This is a genomic window from Marinobacter fuscus, from assembly GCF_003007675.1.
GTDB classification, from domain to species: Bacteria; Pseudomonadota; Gammaproteobacteria; order Pseudomonadales; family Oleiphilaceae; genus Marinobacter; species Marinobacter fuscus.
Genome location: NZ_PXNP01000109.1, coordinates 84,269 through 105,691, shown reverse-complemented (window position 1 = coordinate 105,691; position 21,423 = coordinate 84,269). Strand labels below are relative to the sequence as shown.

At 57.1% G+C, this 21,423-nt stretch carries 17 protein-coding genes; 15 read left to right on the top strand and 2 right to left on the bottom strand.

Features of this window, described 5'->3' with window-relative positions:
• Positions 1-11 precede the first annotated feature (11 nt).
• The 12 genes from C7H09_RS17550 (at position 12) to C7H09_RS17495 (ending at position 13,182) form a co-directional block, all read left to right on the top strand.
• Complete coding sequence (locus C7H09_RS17550; protein ID WP_106765153.1) at positions 12-2,177, top strand: vWA domain-containing protein; 2,166 nt, start codon at positions 12-14, stop codon at positions 2,175-2,177.
• Between the two features lie 18 nt (positions 2,178-2,195).
• Positions 2,196-3,038 (top strand): AAA family ATPase, encoded by an 843-nt coding sequence (locus C7H09_RS17545; RefSeq protein WP_106765151.1) that lies wholly within the window; start codon positions 2,196-2,198, stop codon positions 3,036-3,038.
• Between the two features lie 22 nt (positions 3,039-3,060).
• Positions 3,061-4,239, top strand: coding sequence for a vWA domain-containing protein (locus tag C7H09_RS17540; protein ID WP_106765149.1), 1,179 nt, complete (start codon positions 3,061-3,063; stop codon positions 4,237-4,239).
• A gap of 442 nt (positions 4,240-4,681) precedes the next feature.
• The gene (locus tag C7H09_RS17535; protein WP_240616645.1) at positions 4,682-5,176 is read left to right on the top strand and encodes an AraC family transcriptional regulator; all 495 of its coding nucleotides are present in this window, start codon (positions 4,682-4,684) and stop codon (positions 5,174-5,176) included.
• Positions 5,177-5,338: 162 nt separating this feature from the next.
• Positions 5,339-6,832, top strand: a complete 1,494-nt coding sequence (locus C7H09_RS17530) for a hypothetical protein (protein WP_106765146.1) — start codon at positions 5,339-5,341, stop codon at positions 6,830-6,832.
• Positions 6,829-9,639, top strand: coding sequence for a tetratricopeptide repeat protein (locus tag C7H09_RS17525; RefSeq protein WP_240616644.1), 2,811 nt, complete (start codon positions 6,829-6,831; stop codon positions 9,637-9,639). Before C7H09_RS17530 ends, C7H09_RS17525 begins: the two co-directional genes overlap by 4 nt.
• Positions 9,632-10,126, top strand: coding sequence for a tetratricopeptide repeat protein (locus tag C7H09_RS17520; protein WP_106765144.1), 495 nt, complete (start codon positions 9,632-9,634; stop codon positions 10,124-10,126). The genes C7H09_RS17525 and C7H09_RS17520 overlap by 8 nt, the downstream gene beginning before the upstream one ends.
• Entirely contained in the window at positions 10,123-10,491 is a 369-nt protein-coding gene (locus C7H09_RS17515) for a hypothetical protein (protein ID WP_240616643.1), read from the top strand. Before C7H09_RS17520 ends, C7H09_RS17515 begins: the two co-directional genes overlap by 4 nt.
• 18 nt (positions 10,492-10,509) lie before the next feature.
• Positions 10,510-11,157 (top strand): MotA/TolQ/ExbB proton channel family protein, encoded by a 648-nt coding sequence (locus C7H09_RS17510; protein WP_106765142.1) that lies wholly within the window; start codon positions 10,510-10,512, stop codon positions 11,155-11,157.
• 39 nt (positions 11,158-11,196) lie between these two features.
• A complete protein-coding gene (locus C7H09_RS17505; RefSeq protein ID WP_106765140.1) occupies positions 11,197-11,727 on the top strand; it encodes an ExbD/TolR family protein in 531 nt (176 codons plus the stop codon).
• Complete coding sequence (locus tag C7H09_RS17500; RefSeq protein ID WP_106765138.1) at positions 11,724-12,212, top strand: ExbD/TolR family protein; 489 nt, start codon at positions 11,724-11,726, stop codon at positions 12,210-12,212. The genes C7H09_RS17505 and C7H09_RS17500 overlap by 4 nt, the downstream gene beginning before the upstream one ends.
• On the top strand, positions 12,205-13,182 hold the full coding sequence (locus C7H09_RS17495; protein ID WP_106765136.1) for an AgmX/PglI C-terminal domain-containing protein: 978 nt from the start codon (positions 12,205-12,207) through the stop codon (positions 13,180-13,182). Before C7H09_RS17500 ends, C7H09_RS17495 begins: the two co-directional genes overlap by 8 nt.
• Positions 13,183-13,230: 48 nt before the next feature.
• On the opposite strand, the gene C7H09_RS17490 is transcribed toward C7H09_RS17495, so the two are convergent.
• Positions 13,231-13,716, bottom strand: a complete 486-nt coding sequence (locus tag C7H09_RS17490) for a MaoC/PaaZ C-terminal domain-containing protein (RefSeq protein ID WP_106765134.1) — start codon at positions 13,714-13,716, stop codon at positions 13,231-13,233.
• A gap of 224 nt (positions 13,717-13,940) precedes the next feature.
• Here C7H09_RS17490 and C7H09_RS17485 point away from each other — a divergent pair, with 224 nt between their 5' ends.
• From C7H09_RS17485 to C7H09_RS17475, 3 genes are all read left to right on the top strand, one after another.
• Positions 13,941-15,617, top strand: a complete 1,677-nt coding sequence (locus C7H09_RS17485; protein ID WP_106765131.1) for a long-chain fatty acid--CoA ligase — start codon at positions 13,941-13,943, stop codon at positions 15,615-15,617.
• Positions 15,618-15,743: 126 nt separating this feature from the next.
• Positions 15,744-19,661 (top strand): ATP-dependent RNA helicase HrpA, encoded by a 3,918-nt coding sequence (gene hrpA, locus C7H09_RS17480; protein ID WP_206074355.1) that lies wholly within the window; start codon positions 15,744-15,746, stop codon positions 19,659-19,661.
• A gap of 88 nt (positions 19,662-19,749) precedes the next feature.
• Positions 19,750-20,871, top strand: coding sequence for a beta-ketoacyl-ACP synthase III (locus C7H09_RS17475; protein WP_106765128.1), 1,122 nt, complete (start codon positions 19,750-19,752; stop codon positions 20,869-20,871).
• 14 nt (positions 20,872-20,885) lie between these two features.
• Here C7H09_RS17475 and C7H09_RS17470 read toward each other — a convergent pair whose 3' ends face one another.
• Positions 20,886-21,293, bottom strand: a complete 408-nt coding sequence (locus C7H09_RS17470) for an acyl-CoA thioesterase (protein ID WP_106765125.1) — start codon at positions 21,291-21,293, stop codon at positions 20,886-20,888.
• Positions 21,294-21,423: the final 130 nt, after the last annotated feature.

The following is a 21,423-nucleotide window of genomic DNA, read 5'->3' as shown; positions in this document are numbered from 1 at the left end:
ATACAGTAGCCATGGGTGGTTTCCGTCACGTTATTGTCGCAGTCATTACGGTGGTGATGTTCGGGCAGGCAGTTGCCGCCCAACCGCCGCTGGTTTTACCGGAAGATGCGGACGTTCGTATTATTGTCGACATTTCCGGCTCCATGAAAGAGACCGATCCGGACAATCTGCGTCGGCCTGCGGTGCGGTTGCTGGCGCGGATGTTGCCAGCGGGGTCAGACGCCGGACTTTGGACCTTCGGCCAGTATGTGAACATGCTTGTGCCTTACGGTGAGGTGGACGAAGCCTGGCGTGCGAACGCAATTGAGCGGTCGGAGCAGATCAACTCCGTGGCACTGCATACCAACCTCGGGCTGGCTCTGGAAAAAGCCGCAAACGACTGGTTGTCCGGTGGAACGCTTGAAAATACACATCTGATTGTTCTGAGTGACGGTAAAGTTGATATACCCGGTGGGGATCAGGCCAGCAGCGATGAAGAGCAACGTATCAGCAGCGACCTGCTACCCCGCCTGAAAGCCAAAGGCGCGACCATCCACACCGTTGGTTTGTCTGAGCGTGCCGATATCCGCTTTCTGCGACACCTTGCCCGGGAAACCGGTGGTAGTTTTCAGCTGGCACAGTCGGCCGCTGCGCTGAACCTTGCGTTCGCCAATGCCCTGAACACGGCAGTGCCCCAGGAGCAAGTGCCGATCGAGGGCGACGGATTCAGTGTCGACGAGGGTGTTTCAGAGTTTACTGCGCTGATCTTCTCCGGCAGTGATACGCCCCTTGCATTGGCTGAACCGGGCGCGGAGCCGTTCGGGGCCGATAACCTTCCTGACAATGTGCGTTGGGCATCAGAGCCCGGCTACGATCTGATTACGGTGACCAACCCCAAAGCAGGTCGATGGCAGATTGTGGGAGATCTGGGGCAGGGCAGCCGGGTAACCGTTGTCAGCGATCTTCGTATGGCGGTCAGCCCTGTGTCTCTGGAATTCTCTGAAGACGAACCTCTGGTGATAGAGGTAGCCTTCTACGAGCAGGCGGTGCAACTGCAAGATCCGGACTTTCTATCGGTGATGGATGTCAGTCTCTCGATTACCGCCAGTGATGGTCGCAAGGGCACCAAGTTGTTGTCGACGGAAACACCGCCTGAAGACGGGGTTTATCGTGACAAGGTAGCCAGGCTGCCCGCGCCGGGCAGGTACCAGATTGATGTAGTTGCCGACGCCAAAACGTTCTCCCGCAAGTTCAGCGCCATTAGCAGTTTTGTGGTGCCGGGGCAGGAGCCCCCGCTGGAAGTTGTTACCGAGCCGCTGGTACCGGATTTGTCCGAGCAGGCAGAAGCTCCACCGTTGATGGTGCCTGAAGAGGAGCCCGCCGCCAGTGATGAACAGGCAGCAGATGCGGTGCCTGTAACGGCTGAGTCAGAGGCAGAACCGGGCGCGAACGCCGATATCGCCGATGTGGAACCTGCCCCAACTGCGGAAAGCCCGGTGCCCAACACAGAGGCCGGGCCGTCGGCTGAACAATCGCCGGAAACCGACGACTCCGGTTCACTGTGGGGTATCCCACTGTGGGTGCTGGGTGCGGGTGGCGGTGTGCTTGTACTGATTCTGATGTTGGGGGTTATCGCTGCCCGCAAAAAGAAGGCAAGAGCCGCGGAAGAGGCCGCAGCCGGAGAGCGGGAGACAGTTGCAGATCTGCCTGAAGAAGCGCAGGAGCCGCCCGTTGTCGAGGCCGAAGCAGAACCCGAACTTGAGTTAGAGTCTGAACCGGAACCGGATGCAATTCCCGAAGTAACGGATACCCTGCCAGAAGAGCCAGAGCCAGAGCCAGAGCCAGAGCCAGAGCCAGAGCCAGAGCCAGAGCCAGAGCTGGGTATTGCTGAAGAGTTGCCGGAGGAATTCGACTTCAGCGAGGAGTCAGATGATCAGGCTATTCCCGAGTTGACCGAGATTGAAGATACCGCATCGGAAGAGTTGGACGTTCAGGACATTCCGCTGGCAGACGAGGTGGTGACCGATGATGAGCTTGCAGAGACTCAGGTGGCGGCCTTGGAAGACGGCCTGGTGGATGACGAAGACGAGGATGAATTTGGTCTTGAAGACTTTGATTTGTCAGAGTTTGATGATCTTCCGGATATCGACGATGATCCGTCCGAATCAGATAACGAAAAACAGAATACGAAAAAGTAACTCACAGGAAGCACAGACATGAAGTTTACCGGTACCGAAAAGTACGTAGCCACCGATGACCTGCAAATGGCCGTAAACGCCGCGATCTCGCTGCAGCGCCCCTTGTTGATCAAGGGCGAGCCGGGCACCGGGAAAACCTTGCTGGCGGAAGAAATGGCCGCTGCCCTGGGCATGAAGCTGATTCCCTGGCACATAAAATCCACCACTAAGGCCCAGCAGGGGCTGTATGAGTACGATGCGGTATCCCGCCTTCGTGATTCTCAGCTCGGCGATGAAAAGGTCAAGGACATCCGCAATTACATTGTCAAAGGCAAGCTCTGGGAAGCCTTCGAGGCCGATGAACAGGTGGTGCTGCTGATCGACGAAATCGACAAGGCGGACATCGAATTCCCCAACGATTTGCTGCTGGAACTGGACCGCATGGAGTTCTTTGTTTACGAAACCCAGGAGTTCGTAAAGGCCAGGAAACGCCCCATCGTGGTAATTACCAGTAATAACGAAAAAGAGCTGCCGGATGCCTTCCTGCGCCGCTGTTTCTTTCACTACATCAGCTTCCCGAACCACGACACCATGAAAGAAATCGTGGATGTGCACTTCCCGGGTATTCAGCAGCAGGTCGTCAGGGATGCGCTGGAGGTGTTTTTTGATGTTCGGAAAGTGCCAGGGTTGAAGAAAAAGCCCTCTACCTCGGAATTGATTGACTGGCTGAAGTTGCTGATGGCCGATGAGTTGTCCGCACGGGTGCTGCAGGAAAAGGATGCCAGCTCGGCGTTGCCGCCCTTGTACGGGGCTCTGGTGAAGAACGAGCAGGATGTGCACCTGCTGCAGAAGCTGGCGTTCATGGCCCGTCGCCGAAACTGATCTCTGACAAGAGCTCTGCGATATGTTAATCGACTTTTTTCTTGAGGTGCGGCGGGCGAAGGTGCCCGCCAGTCTTCGGGAGTTTCTGGATCTTCTCGAAGCCATCGAGAAGCGCCTGGCCTTTGCCGACATGGAAGAATTCTATTATCTGGCGAGGGTATGCCTGGTCAAGGATGAGCGGCATTTTGACAAGTTCGACCGGGCCTTCCAGGCCTATTTCGAAGGCATCAAGAATCTGGATGACCTGCTCGAAGCCTTGATTCCCGATGACTGGCTGCGCGCCGAATTCGAGAAGCATCTGACCGACGAAGAAAAGGCCAAAATTGATTCTCTGGGCGGCCTGGAAGAGTTGATCGAAACCTTCAAAAAGCGCATGGAAGAACAGCAGGAGCGCCATGCGGGTGGTAACAAGTGGATCGGAACCGGCGGAACATCGCCGTTCGGTGCGAATGGCTATAACCCTGAGGGATTCCGCATTGGCCAGAAGAACGGGCGCCATGGCCGGGCGGTAAAGGTCTGGGAAAAGCGGGAGTTCCGGGATCTGGATGACAGCGTTACGCTGGGCATCCGCAACATCAAGGTGGCGTTGCGCAGGTTGCGTAAATTTGCCCGACAGGGGGCCGCCGATCAGCTGGATATGGATGACACCATTCGTTCCACCGCTCGTAACGCAGGCTACCTGGACCTCAAAATGGTACCGGAACGCCATAATGCGGTGAAAGTGCTGATTTTCTTTGATGTGGGTGGGTCGATGGACCCCCACGTTCGGGTATGCGAAGAACTGTTCTCTGCCGCACGGCTGGAGTTCAAGCACATGGAGTACTTCTACTTCCATAACTTCGTCTATGAGAGCGTCTGGAAGAACAATATCCGGCGCATGAATGAAACCACCAGTACCTGGGATATCCTGCACAAGTACAGCCCGGACTATAAAGTGATTTTCGTCGGTGATGCCACCATGGCCCCTTATGAAATAACCCATCCCGGTGGCTCCATCGAGCACTGGAACGAAGAGGCCGGAGCAACCTGGTTCCAGCGTTTGTCGGAGCACTTCAGAAAGGTGGTGTGGCTGAACCCGTTGCCGGAAAGCTACTGGGGCAGCGGAGGTTCATTGGGCATTACCCGGCAATTGGTGAATAATCATATGTACCCGCTCAGTATCGAGGGGCTAGAGTCTGCGATGAAGCAGCTCAGTAAATAAAAAAAGCCGATGCGGTTGAGGGCATCGGCAAAGCTCGGCATATTCAAGCGGGGGTTGCCCATTCGGGCGCTCCCGCCATTGCACATCAGCAAGTTTTCCGCCATTTCACGTTTTCATCAAATAAATCCGTTAGTTACTTACTTTCCTGTCGCCGCCTGTCTATGCCTCCGATCGGGCAATCTTGACGACTTGTCAAATTAGTCGACGCTTCCTTCTTTTTAATCTACCGGTATGCAGCAAATGTTGATTTGGTGAATCAGGTACCGTTCTTGGCTGTGAGCGGGTGTTACGCTTTGTTTCCGCATGTAAGCCGCTGGCGCTACAGATGTTGGATTTTCAAAGGCAGGTAACCATGCCCGGTAGACAACAAAGACAAAAAGTCGCTGCTAACACCCGGAATCGGCCAATCCGGACTAGGTGTCATAGCCGGGGTGACCGCGGCTTGCACTTCCGGTTTTTCGGCGCGTTGCTCTTTGCCCTGCTCAGTGGGTTCGTTAAGGCCGACGATGAATTGGCGCGGCTGACCGCCGATGTGATGCGCCACAGCGCGAAGGTTCACGCATTGGAGCAGGAACTGCTCCATCCTGCAGACAGCCGTCTGGCGATCTTCCTTTCATTGGCGAGCAACGCCGAACTGGAGCTGGATTCGGTTGAGCTTTTTCTGAATCAACAGCCGGTAACGGCTCACCTCTACAACGCAACAGAGCGGGATTCGCTGGGGCAGGGCGGAATTCACCAGCTGTACCTGGGCAATGTGGCTGACGGAGAGCATCTGCTTAAAGCCGTCATCAGTGCCCGGGCGACCAACAACCGGTTTGTGCGCCGGGAACTTGTCCGCCGGATAGTCAAACAGGCGGGAACCCTGCGCCTGCAGATGGTTTTGAGTGCCCCCGCTCCGGAATTCGAGCCGGAACTCGCCATAAAGACCTGGGATTAGGTATCTGTGATGTGGCCTTGTCGATTGTCGTGCTTTCCAGTCGTGAGTAGGTGCCGGGCGGGTCTTGTCGTTTTGCTGCTCTGGTGCTCGCCGTTGCCCGCTGATGAACTAACCAGAGGGGTCATCCAGTTCGGGCTCGATACCGGAAGATCTGCAGAAGTGATGTCGCTTGTGGCATCACTTGGCAACGCCGAGGCCGATCTGTACCGGGCCCGACTGCTGCAGATAAGCGGCCAGGCTGAAAAAGCCGGTGAGGTCTATCGTACGCTTTTTGCCCGAGAGCAGTTTCGTGGCGAGTCGGCACTGGCGCTGGCGAATCTGGCACGGGCAGCGGGGGATATTGCCGAGGCCCGGCACTGGCTTCGTGGCGCCAGCCGGTTTGGGTTCGGGGATATTGCCGAGCAGGCGCGACTAGGCCTGGCCGAACTCGAACTTGCTTCCGGCAACACAGAGCAGGCGGGCAAAGAGCTGGCTGGTATGGTTGGCGGCTACTGGGCTGCGATTGGTTACATGAACCTGGCGTCGGCTTTCAGTGTGCAGGACAGCAATACCTCAAGAGCTCTGGTCGCTCTGAGAGTTGCCATAGCGATGGCTAAAGAGGATTCTGAGGAAAAACGACGTCAGTCGGTGCTCGACAGGCTGCATTTACAGGCCGGTTTTTTTGCGCTTCAGAACGGTGAGCAGGATAAGGCCATCGACTTTCTGGAAAAGGTCTCGCTTGATGGATACCAGACCCCCAGAGCGCTCTATTTGCATGGCGTAGCACTGGCAGAGAAAGGCAATTACCGTGCCGCCATGCAAAGCTGGCATCGGGCAAAAAAGTTTCCTTTGGCGTTTGCCGGGGTACCTGAAGCCTGGATCGGCATGGGGAGCGGATTTGATCTTGCCGGTTATCCCGGCCAGGCAGGGGAATACTGGCTGGCTGCCAATGCCGCGTTTGAATCCGAGCAGGCGACTCTCTCAGAGCTTGAGCGCAATATTCGCCAGCACGGGGCCTACAAGGCGTTGGTTCAGGATGCCCGTGGCAAGGGCATCGAGTGGTTTCTGGAGGACAGTCTCACTCTGACCCAGCCGAGACTGGGTTATCTGCTCCTGTTTCTGGAGCAGCCCGATGCTCAGGCAGCAATCCGGCGTATGGCCCGCTTTGACGCCCTCAAGCAGACACTGGAGCAACGCCAAAACGATCTGGAAATCTATACAGGCGCCATGCTCAAGCACCGAACCGGCAAGCAGGTGGAAGAAGTAAGCCAGCAAATTCTTGGCCTGCAGAATCAGCACAGCCAATTGCAATCACAAATAGAGAAATTGCTGGCCATGGGGCGGCCTGGGGCGCGGTCTGATCAACTCAAAGAGCTGCAGGAGATTCTTGCGTCTGCCAAGGCTCGCCGCGAAAGCCTTGAAAGCCGAAGCGCCCAATACAGGGGGGCTCGGAGTAATCAGTTGGCACGGGTGCGGGCGTTTACTGCGGAAAATGAAGCGCTGCGCCGGCAATTGGCGGATTCGCGGCAGGCGGCTGCGGCAGCTCTGGATCAGCAGGCGCTGGCTTTCGTGGCACAACAGAAGAACAGGCTGGCACGAGCGCGGAACCGCACCGGGCAACAAATTGCCCATCTGTACGAGGATCTGGCTCTGGAGCATTTGGAGGGTCAGCGGTGAAGCAGAGGGCGCGGCTGAAAAAACTGATATGTTCGATATTGATGGGCGTACCGCTGGCCAGTGCACCATTGATGGCACAAGAGTCTTTCCGTGTAGAGCTGGGGCGTGATGGAGAAACCCTGGGTGACATTCGGCCGGTGTTTCTCAAATTTGACAGTCGGCCCCTGCCAGCCATTGCGCCGGAGGAAGTCGTTCGTCGCTACCAACGCCTGTTTGAAATCTCTGAAGAGCCGGATGTACGTGTCGATGCGCTGAACCGCCTGCACCGTATTCGCAACCGGGCGGGAGAGGAACTGGGCTATTCCGCTGAGCAGGAGATCAGGGACTACCGGGAAATCATCGGAAGCTACGAAGCACTTCTGGGCGACAGCAGCTTTCCCGCTCAGGTTGACGATTTGCTCTATCAGCTGGCCAAGGCACACGCTATGGCTGGCCAGCCCGATCTCTCAATTCAGCGATTGACAGAACTTGTAGACCTCTATCCAGGTTCAGCGCTGGCACCGGAAGCCCGTTTCCGTATTGCTGAAGCGGCATTCTCGGCAGGCGAATTTGCCGAAGCGGAAGCCCGGTACCGGCGAGTGGTGGAGAGCGCCCAGCACCCTGAGCTGGTAAGCAAGGCCCGCTATATGCAGGGGTGGAGTCAGTTCAAGCAGGGCGCAGCGGCGTGGCCACGTGCTGCAGAAACCTTCATGGCCGTTCTGGATCTGGATATTCCGGGCGCCGCCGAACTTGATGGGCTGTCAGGCTCGGCTCAGGCCCGTGTCGGAGACAGCTTTCGCATACTTGCGCATATGGCAAGGAAAAGTGGCGGAACAGAGAGTCTGTCAAGCTGGCTTGGCAATCGCAGCCCCGGTGTCTGGCACTATCTTCTGTACGATCGGCAGGCAGACCTTCATGCTTTTGACGGGCGCTATCGCAAAGGCGTTCAGGTCAATCAGGCATTCCTTGCCCGCTATCCAGCCCACAGGGCGGCCGCTGACTTTGCGGAACAGTCGGTTTCTTTCTGGCTGCAGGCCGGGCAGGAAAGTCAGGCACGATCCGCCAGGGAAGACTACGTAGCCCGCTTTGCCAGTGAGGCCCGTTACCAGAGCCTGAACGATCATCACCAGGTGATCTGGGGCCAATACAGCCGCTCACTGGCTGATTACTATTACGCACAAGGGGTGAGCGCCACGGGGCCTGAAAACCGAACGCCCGCTCTGCTGAAGGCAGCGGATTACTTCGAGGCTTTAGCGCCCCGAGCCCCCGAGCCGGGGCCACTCCATTACCTCGCGGGTGATGCCAGTTTACTGGCTCAGGCGTATGAGCGGGCTCTTGCTCACTACCTTGCTGCGGCGTATGAATACCCCGGTGAGAAATCCCGCGATGCGGCCTGGGCGGCGATTCGAATCTACCATGACCGGCTTGAGGCCGCATCAACGCAGCAGTGGCAATCGCTGATGCAGACGCTGGTGGCTGAGGAGCGCCGTTATTCGAGCCTGTTTGGTAGCGATCACCGTATTTCGGGTCTGAGGGTAGACCTGGCCAATCGTTGGCAGCAGGGGGGGCACCATCAGAATGCACTGACGTTCGCAACCAGGGCTTTGTCATGGTCGGATATCTCGCCGACGGATCGCTATGGCGCATGGCTGGTCGCCGCCCGTGTTCATCAGAATCAGGGGGATTACGGGCAGGCGGAAAGTGCCTGGCGACAGGCCCTGGGCCTGGTAGATGAGGTGGGTGCCGAGGGTGCAGACAAGCCGGGGATATTGGAGCAATTGGCTACGGTCATATATCGCCAGGCGGAGCAGGCAGTTGCACGGCAGGAAACGGATCTTGCTGTCGCCCACTTCCAGCGTATCGAGAATGTTTTGCCGGGCACTGAGATTGCGATCAGGGCCCGCTTCGACGGCGCCAATACGCTTCTAGGCGCAAGCAGATGGCTTTCAGCAATCAACGAGTTGCATCGTTTTCAGGTGGATTACCCCCGGCACCAGCTTGTCAGTGCTATCGGTGAAAAGCTGATTCTGGCCTACCAGAAATCCGGTCAGCCCAGGAAAGCGGCCGCTGTTCTGCTTCAGGTGGCGGAGAAGGCTGACAACCCCTGGCCTGCCCGGTTGCGGGCAGCTGAAATCTACCACTCTATCGGGGATCTGGCATCCCGCAACGAGCTTTACAGCACCTGGCTGGTCGCGGTTCAGGAGCCCGGAACCGCGTCCGGGCATCTGGCCCGGCAGCAAATCCGGCATAGGCTAATTACATCTGTTGATGGCCCGGGTGCAGACCCATGGCGAAAACAGTTGTTGGATCAGGAGCGGGCAAGCGATTGGCACTCAGACGAGACTTTGCGCTGGGCTGCGGATGCCGCTTTCTACTTCGCCGACCAAGCGATTGCCGATTTTAATGATGTGGCGCTTGATCATCCCCTGGCGTCGTCATTGGCACGCAAGCGCCGCGCCATGGAGAGGGCTCGGGAGCTATTGCAGGATGCCGCGTCTTTCGGTGGCAATGAGGTACTTTCCCGGGTGGCGTTTCATCGGGCGGAGCTATACCGAGCGCTGGCGGCAGCGTTGATCGCTTCGGAGGTGCCGGATGAGCTAAATGAACTTGAAACCATGCAATATCGGATGCTGCTGGAAGAGCAGGCGTATCCTCTGGAGGAAAAAGCGCTGGAGTTGCACGCCCGAAATCATCAGCGAATTGTTGAGGCGGGAAGTGACCCCTGGGTGGAGCGCAGCCTCAAGGTGCTTGCAGATCTGTACCCGGCCCGCTACCAGCGCAGTTTGCGCTGGATGACCTGGACAACGGAGGACAGCACGGATGTGTGAGGCTATCGCCAGGATAAGAGCAGTCTCTCTGGCCATGCTGGTGGCGGTTCTGGCGGGCTGTGCGGCTACCGGCGAAGGCACCCGGATGCCGGCTCAGGACACCGCGGTGGTTGTCAGCCCTGCCCAGGTGGAACAATGGGTTTTACAGGGGCTGCGGGCCTATGAGGCGGGCCAGCCAGGCCAGGCCATCGCGGCCTGGCAGAAGGTGTTGCGGGCCGAGCCGGAGCGGGCGGCAGTGAGGAACAACCTTGCGCTTTTGCTCACCCGGGAGGCGCGCTTTCAGGAAGCTGCGGATCTACTCCGGCAGGGTATCGAGATGACGCCGGAAGTTGCCCATCTGCACTTCAACCTCGCGGTGATCTCTGAGCTTTACCTGCTGGATCTGAACAGGGCACTGAACCACTATCGCCGGTTTCAGGCTCTATCTGACCAGGCGGATGAGCAGGTTGCGTCCTGGATTGTTGATCTGGAACGGAGAGTGCAATGAGCGCGCGTATCGGCTGCCTACTGTTGCTGCTTCTGTTGGGGCTTGCCACAAATTCCTTAGCCCGTGCGGAGCAAGTCGTGAACACTCCGGAGTTACCATCCGGTGACCTGGTGGTGCGGGGCATCTCGATGGGAGCTGGCGATGATGAGCCGGCCATTCTTCACATCCTGCCCTGGCAGGAACCGGATCTGCCAAGGCGCCCTGTGACAACTCTGGATCGGCGAGCGCCCGAACTGCTGCAGCCGGTGTCTGCTGATGTGCTGGAAAATCATCGAACATTTCGTGAAACCCTGAATCCGCTGGTGCTTGAGCCGACCGCTCCGCCGCTATCCCGTATACACCATACGCAACCGAAAACACCGTAGTTGATGGAGAATAATTAAATGTTAGAGACCCTTGTTCGCTTTTTTCAGGAAGGTGGCCCTTTTATGTATCCGATCGCGGTGGTGCTGGCGTTCGGCCTGGCGATTGCGCTGGAAAGATTTCTCTACCTTGGAGCCATGAAACGCCGGAACCGGCTTGCTTTCGAGCGTGGCATTCTCCCTGCGTTGCAGAAGCGGGACTATTCCCGGGCCATGAAAGCAGCGGCAGGGTCTAAAAGCGCCATTGCAACGGTTCTGGGAGCAGGGCTTGCGCGGCTGCTGGCTAATCACCGCCGCGAGGACATCGAGTACGCGATGGAGGAAGGCCTGATGGAGGTACTGCCCCGGCTGGAGAAGCGCACCCAGTATCTTGCTACTCTGGCAAACATCGCTACCTTGCTTGGCCTGCTGGGTACCATTATTGGTTTGATTGCGGCCTTCACTGCCGTGGCCGCCGCAGACCCGGCCCAGAAAGCCTCCCTGCTATCCGAGAGTATATCTGTGGCCATGAATACCACGGCCTTCGGGTTGATCTCGGCTATTCCCCTGTTGCTGTTTCATGCTCTGTTGCAGACACAAACCAATGAGCTGGTCGACAGTTTCGAAATGGCGGGCGTCAAGCTCCTGAACCTGGTGTCTGAATCCACAAATCGTGAGCTGCCAGCCTGAGCCTCCGGCTCGGTGGCAGTTGTTCGGGGGCAATAAGTGATGAGACGTCGACACCGCAGGCTGACTGCGTCAGCGGAACTGGATATTACCGCCTTTCTGAATCTGATGATTGTACTGGTGCCGGTATTGCTGCTGGGCATGGTGTTCAGCCAGATACGAATGATTGAGCTGAATTTTCCCGGAATGGAAACGGGCGAGGCCCCCGACGCAGAGTCTTTTCAACTGGTTGTAACGCTATTGCCGGAGGGGCTGGAGGTTGCCGACAGTGAACGTGGTTTAATTGAGGCCTTTCCGGTGGCCGGGGGGCGGCAGAACTATGCCGCACTGAGCAGCCTGCTGCAGCGAATCAAGGGCCGCGTGCCAGAAAAAACAGACGTTACGTTGCAGGTTGGCCCGAACGTGGATTACCAGACTCTGGTAACGGCAATGGATACCCTGCGTTCTTACCCTGCGGTTGTTGCGGCAAGTGTGGTTGAGGCTGAACTGTTTCCTGATGTGGCACTTGTGAGTGCCGGCGAAACTCGCGCTCTGGCTGCCAACCCGGAAAACGGTGACAGGGAGGGAGCATGAAACTGTCAAGAAAGGCCCGTTACCGGCAGCGACACTACAGCCGTATGCACAGAGCGGGTGGCCTTAATCTGGTATCGCTGATGGATATCTTTACCATCCTGGTGTTCTTTCTGATGGTCAACTCGTCGGATGTAAAAGTAATGGAGAGCCCGGCCAACGTTACTCTTCCTGAATCTACCGCCAAACAGCAGGCTATCGAGAGCCTGACCGTACAGGTGACTGGCCAGTCGCTTCTTGTTCAGGGTCGGGAAGTGGCGAGGCTGGATAGTCTCGATGCCGCTGCGCCGGTTATCGCCGGGTTGTCAGAAGAGCTTGCATACCGACGGGCGCAGCAAAGCGAGATACCTGTTGAAGGATTGCAGGTAACCATTCTGGCAGGGCGTGAGGTTGAGTATCGATTGCTGGAGAAGATCATGCAAACCTGCGTAAACGAAGAGTTCCGGCAAGTTCGGCTGGCGGTAGAGCCTGAGGTGCGCAATGGCTGAGTTGGCGATGGCAGAAAGCCGGTTGCCCTGGGCGAGGGATCCCGCCGAGCGGCTGACTTTCGTGATGATTGTCTGTTTGATGCTGCTTGCTTTTGCTGTTCCGGCCTGGCTGATATCCGGCATGGATTTGCCGGAAAGGGATCGGGAGACGGCAGAAAAGCTGCCACCACAGCTTGCCAGGCTTATCCAAGCGAAAAAAGAGCCCAAGGTTGTTCCGGAGGTAGAACCAGCGCAGCCAGAGGTGCCTGCGGCACCGAAGCCTGAACCAGAGCCGGTTGCGAAGCCAGACCAGCCAGCGCCCGCTGCCCGGCCTGCCGAACCGGCCTGGAAACCTGCAGCAGTCGACAATCCGTCGTCTTCCCAAACGACTGAGCAGGCAAGGGAGTCTGCCTCCAGATCTGGGCTGTTTGCGATGCAGAGTCAATTGTCCGCATTAGCCGCCGTGGACGATGCACCGGCGGTGTCACGCAGAAAAGCCAATACCTCCAAAAATATAGCTGTACCGGCCGCAACGGCGAACCAGGAGGCGCGGGTTCTGGCGGGCAGTGGGGGTGTTTCAGACCAGCTTGCGCCGGTTCAGGACGTGGTACTGGCGGAACATCGGGCTCAGGCTGCCCGAATACCCGCTGAGCAGACAACGGCGATTGCCAGGAATGAGGGGCCGCCCCGCCACTCAGGGGGAGAGCGGGCTATGAGCAATATTCGTCAGGTTTTCGATGCCCAGAAGAGCGTTCTTTATTCGATCTACCAGCGGGAGTTGCGCCGAGACCCTACTCTGGAGGGCCAGTTGACGCTTGAGCTGGTTATTGAGCCGGATGGCAGTGTCTCGGAGTGCAGGGTTGTGGGCTCCGAGTTGGCCCATGCAATGCTTGAGCAGCGAATAGCGATGCGGGTGCAGATGTTCAACTTCGGCGCTGCCGATGTTGATACCCGGACGGTTAGGTTTCCGATCGACTTCCTTCCGGGCTAATGCAACGGCCCGGTTATCCGGCTGACACCGCATAACCGGGCGGCCAGCTTAGTCCGCAATGGTGATTTTTGGCAGGCGAGGCTTCTGTAACGACATCTTTTCGGTGGGGGCAATCACCTTGGCTTCACCGGCAACAACTTCCGCATCGTTTTGATTACGAACAACGCACGATAAGACCACGCGGTTTTTCGGCTCCTTGCGCAGCACGGCCAGGGTGACGGTTAGGGTGTCGTCCAGTTTTACCGGGCGCTTGAACGCAAGACTTTGCTCCAGATAAATGGTGCCGGGGCCGGGCATGACCGTTGCCAGTGCCGCTGAAATGAGTGACCCGCTCCACATGCCGTGGGCAATGCGTTCCTTGAACATCGAACCGGCGGCAAACTCGGAATCCAGGTGCACCGGGTTGACATCGCCGGAGACCGCCGCAAACAGCACCAGTTCGTCTTCCGTCAGTGTGCGTGTGAAGGTTGCGGAATCGCCCTCGTTCAGTTCGTCGTAGGTGATGTTCTCAAGGGTGTCGAGGGTGTCAGTCATCGGATGGCTCCAGTGAATCCTGCTGTAGTCTGGTTATATGATTTGCTGTTTTGAAAACTACCTCATTGCTGCCAAAACTGCTATTCTCTCCCCACTTTTTTCGGGCTGATACTTTTGTCGGGTTGTTTTTCCCGGTTTTTCAGTGTTGGTCGATTGTGGTAGAAAGGGGGCGCTGGGCACAGCTGGCGGGCCTCTGCACAGCATCAACCAGACAGGAGATGGTGATGGATTTCGAGCAGTTCTATCAAGACAAGTACCCGGCGGGCATTTCCCGGGAGGTGGATCTCGATAAATACAAGAACATGGTAGATGTCTTTGAACAGGCGGTGCAGAAATACGCAGATAAGCCCGCATTTACTGCGCTCGGTGCCACTCTGACCTACCGGGATCTTGATACCCAGAGCCGTAACTTCGCAGCCTGGCTACAGAACAAAACCGATCTCAAGCCCGGCGACCGCATTGCCGTGCAAATGCCAAACGTCACCCAGTACCCCGTGGTGGTGTTTGGTGCCATGCGTGCAGGGCTGATCGTGGTGAACACCAACCCCTTGTACACCACCCGGGAGATGGAGCACCAGTTTAACGATTCAGGTGCCCGCGCACTGGTGGTTCTGGCCAACATGGCTGACAACGCTGAGAAAGTGCTCCCGCATACCAGTATCGACCACGTGATCGTTACTGAAATTGCGGATATGCATTCACCCCTCAAGCGCACACTGATGAACGCGGTGGTTAAGCATATCAAGAAGATGGTACCGGCGTTCAGCATTCCCGGTGCGCACAAGTTGCCCGCAGTGCTCAGCGCAGGCGCGCGGGAGAAGTTTACCCCGGTGGATATCAAGCTTGATGACCTGGCGGTGCTGCAGTATACGGGCGGCACAACCGGGGTCGCCAAAGGCGCTATGCTTACCCACGCCAACCTGGTTGCCAACCTGACCCAGGTGCGGCCGATGCTTGAAGACCAGGTACAGGAAGGCAAAGAAGTCATTATCGCTCCGCTGCCTCTCTATCACATTTATTCGTTCACACTGAATTGCGGCATCATGCTTGAAGCCGGTGCCCACAATATTCTGATTCCGAACCCGAGGGACATTCCAGGCTTTGTGAAGGAGCTCCAGAAACAGCCGTTCTCGGGGTTCATTGGCCTTAACACACTGTTTGTTGCCCTGTGCAATAACGAGGATTTCAAGAAGCTGGACTTTTCACAGTTGAAGCTGACCGCTTCCGGGGGCATGGCGTTGACCAGCGATACCGCAAAGTTGTGGCAGCGGGTTACCGGTTGTGAAATCAGTGAGGGCTACGGCATGACAGAAACCTCGCCGGTGGTCACCTTTAATCCGCACAGCGCGGTTCAGATCGGCACCATCGGTTTGCCGATTCCGTCAACGGTGGTTAAAACCATTGATGATGAGGGTAATGAAACGCCAGTGGGTGAGCCGGGTGAACTCTGTGTGCAGGGACCGCAAGTGATGCGCGGCTACTGGCAGCGCCCGGACGATACCAAGAAGTCCTTCACTGACGATGGTTTCCTGAAGACCGGCGACGTCGCTCTTATTCAGGAAGATGGCTACATCCGCATTGTCGACCGGAAGAAAGACATGATTATCGTGTCCGGCTTCAATGTGTTCCCCAATGAAATCGAAGATGTTGTGACCAGCCATCCCAAGGTTGTGGAGTGCGCGGCGGTCGGTATCCCCGACGCCAAGAGCGGAGAGGCCGTCAAGGTATACGTGGTGCCAACCAAAGAGGGTGTTACCGCGAACGAGCTGAAGGAATTCTGCCGCGAGCGTTTGACGGCCTACAAAGTGCCCAAGCATTTTGAGTTCCGTGATGAGTTGCCCAAGAGCAACGTGGGTAAAATCCTGCGCCGGGAACTTCGTGACGAGGCAACCGCCGAGTAGGCCGACACCCCACCCGACGAAACAAAGACCCCGCTCCGGCGGGGTCTTTGTGTTTCTCGGCCGCGCTTTTCCCGATAGACTGTCTCGCCCTGATGCCCATTGATTGTTTTACGAGCCTGCTGTTTCATGACTGATCGTACACCTTCTGCCTCTGCCCCCACCGGAATGTCTGTTTCTGCGCTGACCGGACAGCTGGACACGTGTAACCAGCAAGAAGCGGCCCGCATTCTTCGGCGTCTTGGCCGGTGTAAGGGAAAACCTGGCCAGCAAGACCTGAAGAAAATGAGTGACTGGCTGACGGCCGGGCAGGAGAAGGTTCGAGCGCGCCAGTCTTTGCACAAACCCGCGACTTTTCCTGCAGGGCTGCCGGTCAGCGAGAGGGTTGAGGACATCAGCGTCGCTATCGACAATCATCAGGTTGTTATTATTGCCGGTGAGACCGGCTCCGGAAAGACGACACAGATCCCGAAGATTTGCCTGAACCTCGGGCGTGGTATTCGTGGCCTGATCGGCCACACCCAGCCCCGGCGAATTGCCGCCCGAAGTGTCTCCAGCCGCATTGCTGAAGAGCTTGGAGAGCAGGTTGGCCAGCAGGTTGGATATCAGGTGCGGTTTACCGACAACACCTCGGAATCGTCCCGGGTGAAAGTAATGACCGATGGCATTCTTCTGGCGGAAGTTCAGCATGACCGCTTTCTTGATCGTTACGATACGCTGATTATTGACGAGGCCCACGAGCGCAGCCTCAACATTGACTTCCTGCTCGGTTATCTGCGGCAACTGCTGCCCAAACGGCCGGATCTGAAGGTGATCATTACCTCGGCCACCATAGAAGTAGAGCGCTTCAGTTCATTCTTTAACGAAGCCCCGGTTATTGAAGTCAGCGGACGTACCTTTCCGGTGGATATCCGCTACCGGCCGTTAGCCGGTGATGAGGATGACCGGGATCAGGGCTGGACCGATGGTGTGCTGTCCGCCCTGGAAGAGATCGAGCAACACGAGCGCAACGAGAAAAAATCACCGGGCGATGTGCTGGTGTTTCTGCCGGGTGAACGGGAGATCCGTACCCTGAGCAAGGTACTGCGCCACGCGGACTTACGCCATACCGAGGTGTTGCCGCTCTATTCGCGCCTTAGCAACCAGGAGCAGAACCGGGTATTTCAGAGCCATCGGGGGCGCAGGCTGGTGCTTTCGACCAACGTGGCGGAAACCTCACTGACGGTGCCCGGCATCCGCTATGTTATCGACACAGGCGTGGCCCGGATTAGTCGCTACAGTGTCCGATCCAAGATTCAGCGGTTGCCGATCGAGCCGGTCTCTCAGGCCAGCGCCAACCAACGGGCCGGTCGTTGCGGCCGGGTTGCGCCGGGCATCTGCTTCCGTTTGTATGACGAAGCCGATTTTCTGAATCGGCCGGAATACACAGATCCGGAGATTCTCAGAACCAATCTGGCATCAGTCATTCTCCAGATGGCCACGTCTGGTCTTGGCGAGATCCGGCATTTTCCGTTTCTGGAAGCCCCGGATCGGCGCCAGATTAATGATGGCTACAAACTGCTGGAAGAGCTTAGCGCCGTGGACGACAAGCGGCGGGTTACCCGGCTAGGTCGAACCATGGCACGTTTGCCGCTGGATCCCAGGCTTGCTCGAATGCTGGTGACGTCCGCCGAACTTGGCAGCCTGGCCGAGGTATTGATTGTGATTGCCGGGCTGAGTATTCAGGACCCGAGGGAGCGGCCGCAGGATAAACAGCAGGCGGCGGATCAGGCCCATGCGCCATTCAACGACAAAGAGTCAGACTTCGCGACCCTGCTCAACATCTGGCGTTGGTATGAAGAGCAGCGTCAGGAACTGTCGCAGAACCAGCTCAAGAAACTGTGTCAGAAGAGTTTCCTCAGCTGGATGCGGATGCGAGAGTGGCGGGATATTCACCGACAGCTCACGTTGATTTGCCGGGAACAGAAGTTGGCCCTGAACGCGCAGCCAGCCAATTACGACGCCATACACAAGGCGATCCTGGCCGGGCTGTTGGGGCAGGTGGCGGTCAAGGTAGAAAAGCGGGAGTACCTGGCGACCCGAAATCGCAAAGTCATGATTTTTCCGGGCTCCCGGGTCGTGAAAACCTCGCCGAAATGGATTGTCGCTGCAGAAATTGTTGAAACCAGCAAGGTGTTTGCCCGGATGGTGGCGGCAATCCAGCCGGAGTGGGTGGAGCCGCTTGGGCAGCATGTGGTCAAACATCATTATTTTGAGCCCCATTGGGAGCAGAAGCGCGCCCAGGTAATGGGCTACGAAAAAGTCACGCTTTATGGCCTGGATGTCGTGTCCAGGCGCCGGATTCCGTATGCGAAAGTGGATCCGGCGGAATGTCGCACGCTGTTTATCCGCCGGGCGCTGGTAGAGGGCGACTATCGCTCCCGGGCACCCTTTTTGGCGCGTAACCGGGAAATGCTTGATACCGTCGAGAATCTGGAAAAGAAAACCCGGCGCCGCGATCTTCTGGTCGACGACGAAGTGTTGGTGGCGTTTTACGACGAGCGTTTGCCAGCGGATATCGTAAGCGGGCGGCATTTTGAAACCTGGTGGAAGAGCTTGTCCGCAGAACAGCTCAAGGAGCTTGAGTTGAGCGAATCGGACGTGTTGCAGCGCCCTGTTGACCAGGCCGCAGAGCAGCTGTATCCGGACTTCCTGGAATGGGAGGGGGTGAAGTACCCGCTGAGCTACGAGTTTGAGCCAACCAGCGAACGGGATGGCGTGACTCTGAACGTGCCCCTGATGGCACTGCGCCAGATTCCCGTGCGCCGCCTGGAGTGGCTGGTGCCGGGTTTGTTGAGGGAGAAGTGCATTGCCCTGGTGAAAGGCTTGCCCAAAGCACTTCGGCGCAACTTTGTGCCGGTGCCGGACTTTGTTGATGCCGCCATTGAAAACTTGCAACCGGGTAACGAGCCCCTGGCGATCAAGTTGGGTGAACAATTGCGCCGGATGACTGGCGTTCAGATTGACCCCGAGAACTGGCCCACAGAAGAGTTGCCCCGGCACCTGCGAATGAACCTGCGGGTAACCGGAGACAAAGGTAAGGTGATTGACGAAAGCCGGGATACCTCGGAATTGCAGGCGCGGCTTGAAGGGCAGGCAGAGCAAGCTCTGGCCTCGACTACCCGAAGCAATGAGGCTCCGGGTGAGGATCGGGATTTCAGTGACTGGCAATTCGGAAGGATTCCGGAGCAGGTTCAGACCGAAAAAGGCGGAATGCAGGTAACCGTCTATCCATCTCTGGAAGATCGCGGCCAGCAAGTGCGTGCTATTCGTTGTTTGGATCGCCTGACTGCGGAAGACAGCTTGCGCCGTGGGGTTGCCCGGCTCATTGTGAACCGCTTCGGCAATACGCTGGCAGGGCTTGACCGCAAGCTGCCAAGGTTCAAGCAGTCTGCGCTGATTTTCTCACCTGTCGGGCAGGCTCGAGCGCTGTTGGATGATCTGGTGATGTCGACGGTAATGGCGCACTTTCTTGCCGAGGGCCTGCCGCGAAACGAGCAGGCCTTCGACCAGTGCTTTGAACAGTATCGCGGCGACTTCATTCCGGCGCTGGAAGAAGCAGACGAACGGCTATTCCAGGCCATGAAGGGCTATCAGTCGGTGGCCCGTCAGCTTAAGGGAAAAATCAACCTTGCGCTCGCCAATAGTATGGCCGACCTGAAATTCCAGTTGCAGCACCTGGTGTATCCCGGCTTTCTGTCTGATACACCGGGCCAATGGCTTGCCCGGTTTTCGGTCTACTTTGAGGCCGCCGCGAACCGGCTGGAGAAGATGCCTCGGGAGATGGGCCGCGAACGGGAGTTCCTGCATACCATTGAGCCCCTCTGGGCACGTTATGAAAGTAAAAGAGACCAGCTTAAACGCCAGGGCATTCGCGACCCGGAACTTGAACTCTATCGCTGGATGCTGGAGGAGTTCCGGGTGTCATTTTTTGCCCAGCAACTGGGAACAGCCGTGACCGTGTCGTTGAAGCGACTTGAAAAACAGTGGCAACAGACCCGTACATAATTGAACAATGCTTCCACGGGCAAACCTGCAACACTGTGATAGTATTTCCGTAGACTCATTGTTTCTTCAGATATGACGTGGGGTTATCGTGATTAAAGCCGTCATCAGCGGAACCGGCCTCTATACGCCGCCTGCCACCATTGAAAACGACGAACTGGTCGAAGCGTTTAACCGGTATGTCGACTTGTACAACAGCGAACATGCTGGCGAGATTGAGCGGGGTGAGCTTGTCGCCCTGCAACCGTCATCCTCAGCCTTCATCGAAAAAGCATCGGGTATCAAGCGCCGGCATGTGATCGACCGGGAAGGCATTCTGGATCCGGAGCGAATGGCGCCACGGATTCCCGAGCGCAGTAACGATAAGCCCTCTGTGCAGTGCGATATGGCGGTTGCAGCCTGTCGCGAGGCATTGGAGCAGGCTGGCAAAACGGCTGACGATGTGGACGCAGTGATCGTGGCCTGCTCCAATATGCAACGGGCCTACCCGGCCGTCTCGATTGAAGTTCAGCAGGCATTGGGTATTGAAGGTTTTGCCTATGATATGAACGTGGCCTGCAGTTCGGCAACGTTTGGTTTGCAGGCGGCGGTCAATTCCGTTGAAAATGGTGCCGCTCGCTCGGTACTGGTGGTCAGCCCGGAAATTTGTTCCGGCCACCTGAACTTCAGAGACCGGGACAGCCATTTTATTTTCGGCGATGCCTGCACCGCCATACTGGTAGAACGGGAAGAAAACACCCGGGCCGGACAGGGTTTCGAGATACTGGGTACCCGCCTGAAGACCACGTTTTCCAATAACATCCGCAACAATTTCGGCTTCCTCAACCGGGGCGATGAATCCGGCATCGGTAAGCCGGACAAACTGTTTATCCAGCAAGGTCGCAAGGTGTTCAAGGAAGTCTCACCGCTGGTAGCGGCCACCATTCAGGAGCATCTGGAGTCTCTGTCGCTGGCGCCGGACAATCTGGCCAGAATGTGGCTGCATCAGGCGAACCTGAATATGAATCAGCTGATTTCCCGTAAGGTATTAGGCCGGGATGCAACCCTGGATGAAGCGCCGGTCATTCTGGACGAGTACGCCAACACCAGTTCGGCCGGTTCTATTATTGCCTTCCACAAACACAAGGCAGACCTGAAAACCGGCGACCTGGGTGTGATCTGCTCGTTCGGTGCCGGTTATTCTATCGGCAGCGTTGTGGTTCGTCACCGCTGACCCCCGGCGCTTGTCTATACCGCTGCCAGGGCTCTCAGGGCCTCTGGCAGGCGGGTAGATGAGCGAGTTTTCCAGTCCATCCAAACGATCTTCGCATAGCCCTCGGCATACACCGCGCCGCTGACTTCATCCTTAAGCAAATAGTAAGTATCCAGACTGGTATTTCCGGCTTTGTCGGCGTATGTTTCCACAACCACGCTGGCCGGGTGCATCAGCTCTTTCAGAAACGTGGCACTGGTTTTTATGATAACCGGGCCTGTGGATTGATCGATGTCTCCCATGTCCAGTCCGGCAAGCCATTGGATTCGGGCTTCCTCGAAGAAACGGAAGTAAACGGTATTGTTGGCATGGCCGTATGCATCCATATCGCCCCACCTGAGGTTCATGGTGAGGGTGCTGACTGGATTACCTGGTACTGACATCTGATTTCCTCCGGAACAGGGCAACAATAAAAAGCGCCGGTATTGTTGACGAATTCGAGCAGGTTAGACAACCCGAGAGATGGATATGAGAGAGTTTTGTGGCCGGAAGGCGTTGGGGAAAGCACTTCTG

Coding starts and splice junctions, on each gene's coding strand:
- C7H09_RS17550 (WP_106765153.1), top strand. CDS start 12: ATGGGTGGTTTCCGTCACGTTATTGTCGCAGTCATTACGGTGGTGATG.
- C7H09_RS17545 (WP_106765151.1), top strand. CDS start 2,196: ATGAAGTTTACCGGTACCGAAAAGTACGTAGCCACCGATGACCTGCAA.
- C7H09_RS17540 (WP_106765149.1), top strand. CDS start 3,061: ATGTTAATCGACTTTTTTCTTGAGGTGCGGCGGGCGAAGGTGCCCGCC.
- C7H09_RS17530 (WP_106765146.1), top strand. CDS start 5,339: ATGTCGCTTGTGGCATCACTTGGCAACGCCGAGGCCGATCTGTACCGG.
- C7H09_RS17520 (WP_106765144.1), top strand. CDS start 9,632: ATGTGTGAGGCTATCGCCAGGATAAGAGCAGTCTCTCTGGCCATGCTG.
- C7H09_RS17515 (WP_240616643.1), top strand. CDS start 10,123: ATGAGCGCGCGTATCGGCTGCCTACTGTTGCTGCTTCTGTTGGGGCTT.
- C7H09_RS17510 (WP_106765142.1), top strand. CDS start 10,510: ATGTTAGAGACCCTTGTTCGCTTTTTTCAGGAAGGTGGCCCTTTTATG.
- C7H09_RS17505 (WP_106765140.1), top strand. CDS start 11,197: ATGAGACGTCGACACCGCAGGCTGACTGCGTCAGCGGAACTGGATATT.
- C7H09_RS17500 (WP_106765138.1), top strand. CDS start 11,724: ATGAAACTGTCAAGAAAGGCCCGTTACCGGCAGCGACACTACAGCCGT.
- C7H09_RS17495 (WP_106765136.1), top strand. CDS start 12,205: ATGGCTGAGTTGGCGATGGCAGAAAGCCGGTTGCCCTGGGCGAGGGAT.
- C7H09_RS17490 (WP_106765134.1), bottom strand. CDS start 13,716: ATGACTGACACCCTCGACACCCTTGAGAACATCACCTACGACGAACTG.
- C7H09_RS17485 (WP_106765131.1), top strand. CDS start 13,941: ATGGATTTCGAGCAGTTCTATCAAGACAAGTACCCGGCGGGCATTTCC.
- hrpA (WP_206074355.1), top strand. CDS start 15,744: ATGACTGATCGTACACCTTCTGCCTCTGCCCCCACCGGAATGTCTGTT.
- C7H09_RS17470 (WP_106765125.1), bottom strand. CDS start 21,293: ATGTCAGTACCAGGTAATCCAGTCAGCACCCTCACCATGAACCTCAGG.